The sequence below is a fragment of the Nonomuraea monospora genome (assembly GCF_039531895.1).
Taxonomy (GTDB): Bacteria; Actinomycetota; Actinomycetes; order Streptosporangiales; family Streptosporangiaceae; genus Nonomuraea; species Nonomuraea monospora.
In genome coordinates, this window is record NZ_BAAAQX010000009.1 from 353,498 (window position 1) to 365,730 (window position 12,233).

The 12,233-nt window shown below is 69.9% G+C and carries 14 protein-coding genes and 1 tRNA gene; 6 read left to right on the top strand and 9 right to left on the bottom strand.

Features of this window, described 5'->3' with window-relative positions:
- Window positions 1-244 precede the first annotated feature (244 nt).
- Window positions 245-745: a hypothetical protein gene (locus ABD331_RS20845; RefSeq protein ID WP_344477157.1), complete on the top strand. Its 501-nt coding sequence runs from the start codon at window positions 245-247 to the stop codon at window positions 743-745.
- Between the two features lie 15 nt (window positions 746-760).
- On the opposite strand, the gene ABD331_RS20850 is transcribed toward ABD331_RS20845, so the two are convergent.
- Window positions 761-1,729 (bottom strand): aldo/keto reductase, encoded by a 969-nt coding sequence (locus ABD331_RS20850; RefSeq protein ID WP_344477159.1) that lies wholly within the window; start codon window positions 1,727-1,729, stop codon window positions 761-763.
- A 59-nt stretch (window positions 1,730-1,788) separates the two neighbouring features.
- On the opposite strand from ABD331_RS20850, the gene ABD331_RS20855 reads away from it, so the two are divergent.
- The 3 genes from ABD331_RS20855 to ABD331_RS20865 all read left to right on the top strand — a co-directional run bounded on the left by ABD331_RS20855 (window position 1,789) and on the right by ABD331_RS20865 (window position 4,321).
- Window positions 1,789-2,250: a MerR family transcriptional regulator gene (locus ABD331_RS20855; RefSeq protein ID WP_344477161.1), complete on the top strand. Its 462-nt coding sequence runs from the start codon at window positions 1,789-1,791 to the stop codon at window positions 2,248-2,250.
- A gap of 116 nt (window positions 2,251-2,366) precedes the next feature.
- Window positions 2,367-3,686 (top strand): serine/threonine-protein kinase, encoded by a 1,320-nt coding sequence (locus ABD331_RS20860; protein ID WP_344477163.1) that lies wholly within the window; start codon window positions 2,367-2,369, stop codon window positions 3,684-3,686.
- A 287-nt stretch (window positions 3,687-3,973) separates the two neighbouring features.
- Window positions 3,974-4,321, top strand: a complete 348-nt coding sequence (locus ABD331_RS20865) for an STAS domain-containing protein (protein WP_344477165.1) — start codon at window positions 3,974-3,976, stop codon at window positions 4,319-4,321.
- Between the two features lie 56 nt (window positions 4,322-4,377).
- On the opposite strand, the gene ABD331_RS20870 is transcribed toward ABD331_RS20865, so the two are convergent.
- The 5 genes from ABD331_RS20870 to ABD331_RS60980 all read right to left on the bottom strand — a co-directional run bounded on the left by ABD331_RS20870 (window position 4,378) and on the right by ABD331_RS60980 (window position 7,858).
- A complete protein-coding gene (locus tag ABD331_RS20870; RefSeq protein WP_344477167.1) occupies window positions 4,378-4,785 on the bottom strand; it encodes an ATP-binding protein in 408 nt (135 codons plus the stop codon).
- A 187-nt stretch (window positions 4,786-4,972) separates the two neighbouring features.
- On the bottom strand, window positions 4,973-5,581 hold the full coding sequence (locus tag ABD331_RS20875; protein ID WP_344477169.1) for a cadmium resistance transporter: 609 nt from the start codon (window positions 5,579-5,581) through the stop codon (window positions 4,973-4,975).
- Between the two features lie 100 nt (window positions 5,582-5,681).
- On the bottom strand, window positions 5,682-5,945 hold the full coding sequence (locus ABD331_RS20880) for a hypothetical protein (protein ID WP_344477171.1): 264 nt from the start codon (window positions 5,943-5,945) through the stop codon (window positions 5,682-5,684).
- A gap of 182 nt (window positions 5,946-6,127) precedes the next feature.
- On the bottom strand, window positions 6,128-7,234 hold the full coding sequence (locus ABD331_RS20885) for an amidohydrolase family protein (protein ID WP_344477173.1): 1,107 nt from the start codon (window positions 7,232-7,234) through the stop codon (window positions 6,128-6,130).
- A gap of 417 nt (window positions 7,235-7,651) precedes the next feature.
- Window positions 7,652-7,858 carry a serine hydrolase gene (locus ABD331_RS60980; RefSeq protein WP_425566017.1) on the bottom strand — a complete coding sequence of 69 codons (207 nt, stop codon included), beginning with the start codon at window positions 7,856-7,858 and terminating at the stop codon, window positions 7,652-7,654.
- Between the two features lie 491 nt (window positions 7,859-8,349).
- Here ABD331_RS60980 and ABD331_RS20890 point away from each other — a divergent pair, with 491 nt between their 5' ends.
- The gene (locus tag ABD331_RS20890; protein WP_344477175.1) at window positions 8,350-8,613 is read left to right on the top strand and encodes a hypothetical protein; all 264 of its coding nucleotides are present in this window, start codon (window positions 8,350-8,352) and stop codon (window positions 8,611-8,613) included.
- A gap of 50 nt (window positions 8,614-8,663) precedes the next feature.
- Window positions 8,664-10,589 (top strand): WD40 repeat domain-containing protein, encoded by a 1,926-nt coding sequence (locus tag ABD331_RS20895; protein ID WP_344477177.1) that lies wholly within the window; start codon window positions 8,664-8,666, stop codon window positions 10,587-10,589.
- Window positions 10,590-10,595: 6 nt separating this feature from the next.
- On the opposite strand, the gene ABD331_RS20900 is transcribed toward ABD331_RS20895, so the two are convergent.
- The 3 genes from ABD331_RS20900 to ABD331_RS20910 all read right to left on the bottom strand — a co-directional run bounded on the left by ABD331_RS20900 (window position 10,596) and on the right by ABD331_RS20910 (window position 12,231).
- Window positions 10,596-10,958, bottom strand: a complete 363-nt coding sequence (locus ABD331_RS20900) for a hypothetical protein (protein ID WP_344477178.1) — start codon at window positions 10,956-10,958, stop codon at window positions 10,596-10,598.
- 269 nt (window positions 10,959-11,227) lie between these two features.
- Window positions 11,228-11,301: transfer RNA gene (locus tag ABD331_RS20905), tRNA-Pro, on the bottom strand.
- Window positions 11,302-11,367: 66 nt separating this feature from the next.
- Complete coding sequence (locus tag ABD331_RS20910; RefSeq protein WP_344477227.1) at window positions 11,368-12,231, bottom strand: metallophosphoesterase; 864 nt, start codon at window positions 12,229-12,231, stop codon at window positions 11,368-11,370.
- Window positions 12,232-12,233 lie beyond the last annotated feature (2 nt).

The window sequence follows — 12,233 nt, forward strand, 5'->3', positions numbered from 1 at the left end:
CGCCGGCGTCGCACCGCCTATGACGACCGTGGCGAGGGCGGCTAACGCCACCGGCCAAGTTCTTCGCATCCCTGTTCTCCTCCAGGTTCTGACCAAGCCTTGACCGATCTTGACTGCCGGCCGTCGCAAACTGTAGCCACCGCCCCCACCAACCCTCAAGATCGGATAAGGCGGTTCCCGGGCCGTCACCGTCCCTCTTCCAGGGCTTTCGCCGGCGATACGGAAGAAAGGAATTCATCGACCGATGACGCAGCGGCAAGCCTCCGGCCATCCCCCTGACCAGCTCGCGGCCTTACGCGACTGCCTAGCCCGTGCCTACGGCGACCTCGACCATCCGACCTGGCACTTCGTCACGGAGATGGCGGCGCGGCAGCCCTACGCGGACGTCCTGCGTCGTCTGAGAGCGGACGGCGAGGTCACCGACGACACCGACGTCAACTGCGACGTGTCCTTCACCTACCTCGCCAGACGCAGGAGATACCTGACCGTGCGCCTGTCCATGGTCGGGCCGTACGCGGCCATCCTGTCGTCCGGCGCGGACGGCCTCGGCCCCTTCCAGGTCATCTCGACGCGCGACCAGTGCGCGGACGCCTCCGAACAGGCGATCTTCGACCTTGTGAGCCGGAGCGGGTTCGTGATCCTCTCAAGGGAAGAGCTCCAAGAAAGGATGCCCATAAGCCTGCGTGAGACCGGCCGGCCCAGCACCGTCTATGCGGCGTTCTTCGAACCCGACGGGCACATCTGACCCCGCTCGAACCGGTCACCACGCGTACGCCTCGGGGGCCGGCCCCGGGCCGGGAAAGATCTCGTCCAGACGGGCCAGCTCGCTCGCGCCGAGCTCCAGTTCGAGCGCGTGCAGCGAGCGATCGAGCTGGTCCACGGTACGCGGCCCGATGATCGGGCCGGTGACACCGGGCTGGTGAAGCAACCAGGCCAGGGCGACATCGGCCGGGGGACGCCCAAGCTCATCACAGAACGCCTCATAAGCCGCCACCCGCTCACGGTTGGCCGCGAGCCGCTTGGACGTGAGGTCCGACCCCGAGACACGTCCTGTGCGGGTCTTGCGCAGGATGCCGCCAAGGACCCCGCCGTACAGCGGCGACCAGGGGATCACCCCGAGCCCGTACTCACGCGCGGCCGGCAACACCTCCAGCTCCGCGGTGCGCTCGGCGAGGTTGTACAACGACTGTTCGCTCACGAGACCGAGCGAGTGCCGTCGTCTGGCCGCCTCACTGGCCTGGGCGATGTGCCAGCCGGCGAAGTTGGAGGACCCGACGTACAGGATCTTGCCCTGCTCCACCAGCAGGTCCATGGCTTGCCAGAACTCCTCCCACGGCGTGTTCCTGTCGACGTGGTGGGCCTGGTAGAGGTCGAGGTGGTCGGTCCGCAGCCGGCGCAGGCTGTCCTCCACCTGCCGGCGGATGTGCCGGGCCGACAGTCCGCGGGTGTTCGGGCCCTCGCCCATCGGCTCGTAGACCTTGGTGGCCAGGACGACGTCGTCGCGCCGCCCCGTCCTGGCCAGCCAGCGTCCGATGATCTGCTCGGTCCAGCCTTCCCCCAGCCGCCAGCCGTAGATGTTGGCGGTGTCGAAGAAGTTGACACCGAGGTCGAGGGCACGATCCATGATCGCGTGGCTGACGTCCTCGGGGGCGTCGGGCCCGAAGTTCATGGTGCCCAGGACGAGCCGGGAAACCCGCAGGCCGGTGCGGCCCAAAGAGGTGTACTCCATGGGGCCGACGCTAAAGTTTCACATCGATGGGAACGTCAAGCTGATATGGGGCAGATCACATGCTCATCGGCGAGCTGGCGCGCCGCACTTCGGTCAGCACCCGGCTGCTGCGCTACTACGAGGACCAGGGCCTGCTCACCTCCGTCCGGCTGGCCAACGGCTACCGCGACTACGCCGACGACGCGCCGGTGATCGTCGCCCAGATCCGGGGGCTGCTCGCCGCGGGGCTGTCCACCGAGGTCATCCGTGAGCTGCTGCCGTGCGCGGCGGGCAAGCAGCCGCGGCTGACCATCTGCCCGGACCTGGTGGGAATCCTGGGGGAGACTCTTCAGAACATCGACGCGCAGATGGAGGTTCTGAGCCGTAACCGGCAGGCGCTCCTCCGCTACCTCGACGCCGAGGAGACCCTGCCCCAGCCCGCCTCGCCACGACCTCGCCGTACGATGCCTGTGCGGTGGAAGCGTGGCAGCCGGCTCAGCCCTTCTCAGGTGGCGGCAGCGGACATGAAGGCGCGTTCGTAACGCCCCCACGCTCGCTCGGAAGGACCCTCACGCTGATGGCAGGCGAGGGTTGCATGAGCGTCCAGTGATCGGGTAGGCCGGGCGCCATGTCGTTCTCGCGGTGTGAAGGCCGGCTCTTGGCCGGACGCTACCGGCTCCAGGCCGAGCTGGGGCGCGGCGGCATGGGCCGGGTCTGGCGCGGCCACGACGAGGTGCTGGACCGCCCGGTCGCGATCAAGGAGGTCACCCTCGACGAGCGGCCGCCGTCCGAACGTGAGGCGCTGCTCGGGCGGACGATGAGCGAGGCCCGGCTGGCCGCCCGGCTGTCGCACCCGCACATCGCCGCCGTCTACGACGTGGTGGAGGCCGATGGGCGGCCGTGGATCGTGCTCCAGCTCGTTTCGGCGCCCACCCTGGCCGGCGTGCTGGCCGAGCGCGGGCCGCTGCCGCCCGTCGTGGTCGCCCGGATCGGGCTGCAGCTGCTGGAAGCCCTGGGGGCCGCGCACGCCGCCGGGATCGTGCACCGCGACGTCAAACCGGCCAACATCCTGCTGGACGCCGGTCTCGGCCATGCCGTGCTGACCGACTTCGGCCTGGCCACCAGCCTGGAGCGGCCGGTGGACCTCACCGGGTCGGGCGTCGTGGTGGGCACTCCCGCGTTCATCGCCCCCGAACGTGCCCGCGGCGGCCCGGCCACCCCGAAGACGGATCTGTGGTCGCTGGGCGTGACCTTGTACACGGCGGTGGAGGGACGCTGCCCGTTCGACCAGGGCGGCGCACTGGCCACGATCAGCGCCGTGCTGACCGCGCAGCCGTCCCCGTTCGAGCGCGCCGGAGCGCTGGCTCCCCTCCTGGCGGGCCTGCTGCACAAGGACCCGGAACAGCGCATGGACGTCGGCGCCGCCCGCCGCCAGCTCGAACAGATCTGCGCCCCGTACCCTGGCGGCCTGCCACAGACCGGGGATCTGATGCCGGCAGCCGCCGCGCCGGTCGCGCCGTCGCCTCCCAGCCTGCCTGCGTCCGACGCGGGCCGCCCCCGCCGGTCTGAGTGCGCCCGCCCGCCCGGCCAGGAGCGGCGCGCGCAGCTACGGCACGTGGCCGTAGCCGCCGCGCTGACCGTCGGCGCGCTGGCCGCCGGCTTCTGGACGGACGCACCGGCCGAGCCGCCCTCAGCCGCACAGCGTCCCGGCAACCGATCCCAAACCGTGCCGGCCACGCCTGCGACGACATCAGCCCCCGAACCCGTCACTACGGCGACAGCCGACCCCGGAACACCGCAGACTCAGCAGGTCTCGATACGGCGCCGCACCGAGGACCGCGAGCACGCCGGCGCGCCACCCGCGGCGTCCCCGCTACCGCCGGGCCAGGCCAAGAAGTCGACCACCGCCCATGGCCGCATCCCGCCCGGACACAGTGCCGGGCACCCCGGCAAGGGCAAAGGGAAGGGACGTCACTGACGCGAGGACGATCGGGATCGACCCAGCTTGGTCTCATGCACCGCGTGGACGACGCCCCCGCTGACGACGCGCCGGGCAGGACCGGTGAGTGCTCAAGACAGCGATACGCACTCACCCAGCCGGCCTTCTGTTCGCCGGCGTGGGAGAAGCCCGCTCAGCAAGGCCGAGCACGACTCGTCTTTAGCGTCCGGCTGGCTGGGTAGAGGCAAGGGCCGAAGTGGCTGCGGCGGCACCCAACCGCAGCACGGGACAGGCTTCCTGCCCCGCGTCGACCCTCTCCGAAAGGCATGGCACAGTTAACGATCACCATCAAGCAGCGTTCCCACTTCTCGCTCCTGGGACTGGAGGGAGAGCTGGATCGCGAGACCCACACAGCCCTGCTGGAGGTCCTGGATCCGCTTCTGATCGCATCCCGACCGCGGATCGTGGTCGATACCGAGGAACTGAGCTTCTGCGACTCCCACGGCCTGTGGGTCCTCGTCGACGCCCAGCGCCGGGCCGAGAAACGCGGCGGAGCACTGCGGCTGATCGGCGTGCAGGGCACGTTGGCCCGGCTGCTCACGATCACTCAACTCGTGGATCTGTTCCCGCCCTACAGCGATCTGGCGCAGGCCTCGTCCTGGCCGCACGACTGACAGACCGCCGCACTGTCCGCCCCACCCCGCGCATCGCCGGTCCCCGGCGTCGCGGGTCAGGTCATGTCGGGAAGACGCCGGGTGAACCGCAGGCGCAGGCGGCAGCCGCCCTCAGGATGATCGATGAGCACCTCGTCGGACAACTGGGCGATCACCCATAACCCGTAACCACGGGAAGCGATCGGCGGAGGCACCGCGACGCGCTGCTCGAAACGCTCGCGGGTCAACGTGCCGGTCGGATCGATGACCTCGACCCAGATGCCCTCGGCATCAGCGTGGGCCACCACCGTGCCAGAGCCGCCACCGTGCTCCAGCACGTTGTCGGCCGCCTCATGCACCACCAGCACGACATCACGCAACCGCACACCGGCAAAGCCCGCCGCCGCCGCGAAGGAGCCCATCTGCTGCCGCAGGAGCCCCAGATCCGCGGTGATCGGGCAGCGAAATGTGGTCAGCTCGCCCATGCCCACCCTCCACACCTCTCACCAACCGGCCGCCGTCTACCCTCGGCAGGCTAATCCACGCCTACCTGCCCGGGGCGCGTGGTTCTTCACGGACCGCGGCCGGCCGTGGCGAGCACGTCGGCCGTGCCCGCCACCACCACGATGACCGCAGCGGCGGTGACCTCACGCGGCCGGCCAGCTCTGAACGTCATGACCAGAGCCGGCCGAAGGCGCCGCCCTCGATGAGGATGAGCAGCCCGATGCCGATCAGGACCACGGGCAGCAGGAGGTGGCCCCAGCGGCTCAGCGCCTTGGCGATCACCGGGCGGGTGGCGAAGAACCGCCCGGCCAGGCACCACACGGCGACCAGGACGAGGAAGACCACAATATAGATGATCATCCCGACGGTGCCGGCGGTGGCGAAGACCGGCACGTACACGCCGATGTTGTCGCCGCCGTTGGCGAAGGTGACCGCGGCGACCGCCAGCACTCCCGGCCCGCCGGAGTTGACCTGCCCTTCCTCGTTCTCCCCGTCGCGGCGACTCTTCCAGGCCTGCCAGGCGGCCTTCAGGCCGAGGGCGAGCGGCAGCAGACCCAGATAGGGGATGACGGAGTCGGGCAGGAACGTCGCCCCGAAGCCGGCGGCGACGGCCACGGCCAGGATGGCGGTGAAGCCGAGATACTGACCGGCCACGATCCGCGCGCTCGCGCCGCGGTGCCCGGCGCCCTGGGCGAAGAACAGCGCCAGGATCAGGATGTCGTCGATGTTGGTGACGGCGAACAGGGCCGCCGCCTGGCCGACGATGCCGGCGTTCACGACCGCGTCCCCGCCTCATCGGCGCGGTGGCAGGGGCAGGCGGGGAGATGACCGGTCCCACCGGAGCAGGCACGGCGGAACCCGGGAGGTGAACACATGATCAGCCTTCAGGTGGCGTGGTGCCCGTCAGGCACAGGTCGTCCCCGCCGGGCGGAGCATGCGCCTCAGCCCACTCGCGAGGCGCCATGGCCACCTCATCCGAGGCGGCCATGGACAGCCCGGAGTCATCATGCGCGGAATCAGCGGCCGATGTCTGCCCCGCATGGACACCGATGACGGGAAACGCCGCAGCGCTCGCGGAGGGCACGAAAGGGTCGGGCATGACGAGGTACACCAGCAGTGTGATGGCCTGCGGCACAACCACCGCCCACCACCATCGCCTCACCGAATCCTCCCCACGCCCGCCATGTCCCGTTGCGCGACCTGCCGTCACAGCGGCACAGCATCGTACGGACTCCCGCTCGCGTCGGCACCTGGCCCTCGGCCAGCCGGCGGCGCGGCCTGTCATTACTGCCCCGGCGACCCGTACCGGAAGCTTTGAGCCGGTCAGCTCGTGCAGACGGGCGGGGCGGTGTCGCGCAGGCCGAGCAGCCGGAAGTAGTTCTGGCCGAGGGCGATGTTGCGGAAGGACTCGTCGTTGACGTACTGGTAGATTCGGCTGTTGACCTCCAGCTCCTCCTGGTAGACGGCGTAGCTCTTGTCACGGGAGGCGACGAAGTCGGTGCCCGGGATGACGCGGGTGGAGTACTTGTCGAAGAAGGCGGCGTAGGACTCGCTGACGCCCGGCTTGCTGAAGTACAGGTCCTGCAGGATGCGCCAGCTCACGTCGAGGTAGAGGTTGGGGTGGCGCTTGAGCAGGCCGTCCAGGACGCGCTGGTGCAGGGCGGTGTCGATCGCGGGCAGTTCCCTGGACAGGCCCATGTGCGCCCACAGGATCTTGTTGTTCGGGTAGCGCTGCAGCACCTCGCGCATCAGGCCGAGGAACTGGGTGGGGTTGTCGGCGTTGCCTAAGTCGGAGTGCAGGGTGATGGGCATGTTCCGGTCGCGCAGGATCTTCATGAACGGCGCCCAGGCCTCGATGTCGGCCTTGGTGGCGGGCTCGAAGTGGTTGGGCAGGAGCGCCTGCTTCATCACGTTCGCCTCGCCCATCCAGGTGAAGATGCGCGGGTACCAGCCGTCGAGGGTCGCGATCTGGCCGGGGATGCCGGCGGGGTTGGCCAGGTCGGGGAACGTCATCGACATGCTCAGGCGGACGTCGTCCGGCTTGTCCTCGGTGTAGTTCTCGGCGTTGACGTAGTCGTTGTTCATGGTGGGCAGCACCGGGGTGCCGGGGCAGTTCAGGTAGTAGGTGCAGGGGGAGTCCACGGGCAGCGCCTGGCCGATGCCGAAGACGTTGGCGTACTTCACGCCCGCCTTGGCCAGGTAGCCGTTGACCTCGGTGAACGGGATGGCCGGGCCGCCGAAGGGGCGGTAGTGCAGGTGCGCGTCCACGACCATGGTGTAGGGCTGGGTCTTACGGTCGAAGCAGGCCGCGCCGGCGTCCGAGGCCGCCGTGACCAGGGTGGTGCAGGCCAGCGCGGCGATGGCGACGGCCGGCCAGCGGCGGCGGCTGGCCGGGCGCGGGGGACGGGGGTGGCGGATGCGTGCGAGCATGGCGGACCTCCGCAATGAGGGATGGCGAGGTTCAGGCGGCCGGCATCGGCTGCGCCGGCGGATATGGACGACCGGACAAGGCCTCCCGTCCGGGCACACCGCGCGCTGACGACCCCCGAGTGGCAAGCGGGCTCCTACCATGCGCGGCGATCTCTAGCTTCCGCCTGACTGATAGTGGCCGTCACCGGTCAGGCCCTGTCCAGATGCGGCCATCTGCCGCGGCCCAGGCGCGTCTCACCGGCAACGCCTCTTCCCACCCGACCGGTGGGAGGCGCCGTGAGGAACCCAGGCGGAGGTATCGCCCGCGAAGGGCGTTGCGGACGTCGGTCAGCTATTGACGATCTCTGCCGTAGTACAGCCGGTTTGGTGGTTGCGGCTCGCAGGAGATGGCGTAGGAAGAGCGTCAGGCCGCGTTCATCACGGAGAAGACGCCCGCGATGCCGCTGACGCCGCCAAGCGGGCGGGGTTCCTGAGGTCGGCGCGTAGTGGCAGGCCGGCGGTGTGGATGAGGAGCTGGTGTACGGTCACGCCGCCGAGCTGATGGCCGTCCAGGTTCGGCATGAGGCCAGAAAGCGGGTCATGCAGCTCCAGGCGGTGTCCTTGCCGGAGGGAACGCCCGTGCAAGCAGTCGAGCCAGCGCCATGACCTGTGGTGAGAGTGCAGGACGAGCGGCGGGGTTCAGCCCCCGTCACTGCGCAGGTGCCCAGACATGCGGTCTGAGCGCGGTCACGTCGGTTGTGTGCTCGGCGGCGCCTGACCGGACGGGGCGATGCCGGCGATCTCCTGCCAGGAACGTGTTTCAGACCTCCGCTGGAACGCACATCCTGGTCACGGCCGTCAAGAAGCGGACCGCCATACAGCGGGTGGCGGCGTCGTGCCACCCGAGGTACGGCGGCACCTGGAGACCCTGGGACGAGAGCTCGGCTGGCACGGCGCGCTGTTGGCCGACGTCATACTCGGCGAGCGGGGACCGGCGTTCATCGACCTCGACCCTCGCCTGGTCGAGCCGGTGAACGCTCTGCTGTCCGGGGTGGACCTCCGCACGCCGATGCTCGCCCTCGCACGCGGCCGGCCGCCTGCCCGGCAGCCCGCCGCCAGGCCAGGCCCGGCGTGGCGTGGCCACACACCAGCTGCTGCTTGTTGTCCTGGGTACGGCGCAGCGTTTCGGGCGGCGCGGGGCCGTACTGGGTGAACTCGCTGCCGCCGCCGCACGCCGGAGCCGCTACGCGAACAGCCGGGAAGAACTCACGCCAGCGTTCGACCCGCGCAGCACGCTGCTGCTCGCGCTCGCCGCGACCGCCACACTCGTACGTCCGGAGTTCTGGCAACGATTCGCCTCCGGCAGCGTGTCCGCGCACACCCTCAGCCAGGCAGGATGACGGCAGATTCTTGAGCACAAGCCTTCATGACCGGTTGTACGGTGTGCACCATGTCAAAGCGGGAGATCAAGGGATGGGGCCTGCGATGGGCCTGGCGGTCGACCGGGGAGGTGGCGTCCATACCGCCCCTTGGCCAGGCGGCTTACGGAAAGATCCACGCGGTCGCCACCACGGTCCTCGACGGCCTGCCCGTCGCCGTCACCGCCTCACAGGACGGCTCGTTGGCGTTATGGGACCTGGCTACCCAGCAGCAGATCGGCAGCACCCTCACCGGGCACGCGGGCTCGGTGTACGGCCTCGCCACCGCGACGCTCGACGGCCGGCCCGTCGCCGTCTCCGCCAGCAACGACAAGTCGGCGCGGGTGTGGGACCTCGCCACCGGCCGGCCAATAGGCAGCCCGTTCACGGCGCACGACGGGATCGTGCGAGGGGTCACGACGTCCACGCTGAACGGCCGGGCGGTGGCGGTCACCGGCGGCTCCGACGGCGCGGTGCGCGTGTGGGACCTGGCCACCGGCGAACAGCTCGCGAAACCGTTCATCCCTTACGAGTACGCGGCGAAGCACGTGGCCACGGCCGAGCTGGATGGCAGGACGGTGGTGGTGTCGAACAGCGCACTCGGGGAGATCCGGATATCGGACCTGGCCACAGGCGAACAGCTCGGTGAACCGTTCACCGCCCACAAGGACACCGTGTCCACGCTGGCCACGACCACCCTCCACGGCCGTCCGGTCGTCGTCACGGGAGGCCACTACGACGGCACGGTGCGAGTCTGGGATCTGGCCACCCGCCGAATGGTCGGAGAACCGTGGACAGGCCACGACCGAGGAGTGGACGGTGTCGCCTTCACCACGATCGACGATCGGCCGGTGGCGCTCAGCGCGGGCGTCGACCGTACCGTGCGGCTCTGGGACCTCGCCACCGGGAAGCAGCTCCACGTCTTCACCGGGCACACCGACTACGTGTGGTCGGTTGACGTGGCCGTGCTCGACGACCGGCCGGTCGCAGTCACGGGCGGCAGCGACGGCAGAGTGCGGGTATGGGACTTGCGGTTCGGGCTGGAGGCCGCGGAGTCCTCCGTGGGACAGATGCGAGCGGTGACCACCGCCACCGTGGACGGACAGCGCGTCGTGGTCACCGGCGGCGACGACCACAGCGTCCGGCTGTGGGATCTGACCTCGGGGCAGCCGATCGGGCAGCCGCTCACCGGGCACAACGGGCCGATCAGAGCCCTCGCCACCGTCGACGACCGCGCCGTCGCCGTCACCGGTAGCGACGACTGCACCGTCAGGATTTGGGACCTGGCCACCGGCAAGCAACTCGGCGCTCCGCTGACCAGGCACACAGCCGCCGTCAGCTCGGTCGCCACCTCCTCGGCCACCGGGCAGCCGCTCGCCGTGACCGCAGGGGCCGACAAGACCGTACGGGTGTGGAACCTCGCTACCGGCCAGGAGATCGGCGCACCCGGCGTCAGCCACCGCCGCTGGGTCCGCGCCGTCGGCACCGCTGTGGTCGATGGCGCACCCGTCTCCGTGTCCGGTGCCTTCCACGGCGGCCTCCGGGTCCGGGACTTGGCCTCCAACCGGGCAATCAGTTCGTCTCAGCACCACGGCACGCCTGTGCTGCAGCTCGCCACCACCGAGGTCGGTGGTAGAGCGGTCGCTCTGACCGCGAGCGAGGTGCGGTGGAACCGGCAAAGGGACGTGCCGGTGGAGCTGTGGGAGGTGGCCACGAACCGGCTCATCGGCAAACTGCCTGTCGTCAACGTGGAGTTGCTCGCGGTGGCATCGCTGGACGGTCAGCCCGTCGCTGTGACCACGAAGGGCTCTCTGGTGGAAGTGTGGGACCTCACCACCCGTCGGCAGCTCGGCCGCCGCCTTCAGCTCCCCGGGGTTGTGACAGCCATTGCCATGAACGAGTCCGGGGACATCGTCGGCTGCTTCGCCAGCGGCGTCGCCGTCTTCGCGGCCGAGTAAGGGAGCCTAGTCGGCGACGAGCCGGACCTGGCCCGCCTGCTCACGCTGCCGCCGCAGCTCGTACGTCCCGGGTGCGATGCCGGTGAAGGCGTGTTCGGGGTGCGCGAGGTAGGCGGTCGCGCTCTCCTCTACGGTCAGCAGGCCGAGCACCAGCGCGCGCCCGCTCCGGTCAGGGGTGAAGAACGCCGGGCCCGTCTCGACCCGGAGGCGGGTGTTGGCCTGGTCCTGCCCGCGCACGACCGGGACGCCGGAGGCGGGGATCGGGGTGCGGGACGGGTCCCTGGTGACCGGCACGACGGCCACGTCGCCCTGGAACTGCAGGCCGGACAGGACCGAGATCTCCGCCTGCCGGTCGAGGCGCTCATCCACAGGCCGTAGGGCTGATCGCGGGAACCTGACGCCGCTGAGCGCCGCCGGATACCAGCGAGGGCGTTGTCCAAGTTGGCAGGGCATCTCCTGTGCAGGTCCTCCGTCTGAACCTGCCCCCGCCGACTGCACGCTTGCAGTTGGGATCACGGTGCCCTGCAAACCTGTTTGAACCCGTCAGTGTCCCCGGGCGGCGTTCATGCGGACGGTCAAACGATCAAGGGCCTAGCTCTCGATCTTGAGAACCAGGCCCTTGACTTGCGGTACAGCTGTCGGGGTGGCGGGATTTGAACCCACGACCTCTTCGTCCCGAACGAAGCGCGCTGCCAAGCTGCGCTACACCCCGGCGCACACACCCGTCGTGTGCGTGCTTGAAAAGTCTAGCGGACTCTCAAGGTGGTTGTGACCGCCTTTATCTCCGAGGCACCAGCGTCAGCAAGGTGGCCTCGGGGAAGCAGGCGAACCGCACAGGCGCGTACGGCGAGGTCCCGAGCCCGGCGGACACGTGCAGCCAGGCGGAGTCGTGCCGGTTGAGGCCCTTGACGCGGGCCCGGTCGATGCCGCAGTTGGTGACGAGGGCGCCGTAGAAGGGGATGCAGAGCTGGCCGCCGTGGGTGTGGCCGGCCAGCAGGAGCTGGTAGCCGTCGGCGGCGAAGCGGGTCATGTTGCGGGGTTCTGGGGAGTGCATGACGCCGAGGCGGAGGTCGGCGTCGGCGGGGGCGGGGCCGGCTACGAGGTCGTAGCGGTCGCGGTTGATGTGGGAGTCGTGGATGCCGGCGACGGCCACGTCGAGGTCGCCGACCTTGACGCGGGCGGTGGTGTTGTTCATGTCGAGCCAGCCCTCGGCCGCCATGCCGGCCCCCAGCTCCTCCCAGGGCAGGGAGGGCACGTGCTGGCGGTGGTCGTTCTTGGACGTGCGCCACAGGTAGCGGGCCGGGTTCTTGGGCACGGGGGCGTAGAGGTCGTTGGAGCCGTAGACGAACAGGCCGGGGCGCGACAGCAGGGGCTCCAGAGCGTGCAGGAGCGCGGGGACGGCCTCGGGGTGGGCGATGGAGTCGCCGGTGTTGACGACGAGGTCGGGCTCCAGGGCGCCGAGCGAGCGGACCCAGTTGATCAGCATCGTGCGGCGCGGCGTCAGGTGCAGGTCCGACAGGTGGAGGACGCGCACGGGACGCTGGCCGCGCTCCAGGACGGGGACGTCGAAGCGGCGCAGGCGGAACCAGTTGCGCTCCACCACGGAGGCGTAACCCAGCCCGGCCAGGCCGAGACCGAGCATGG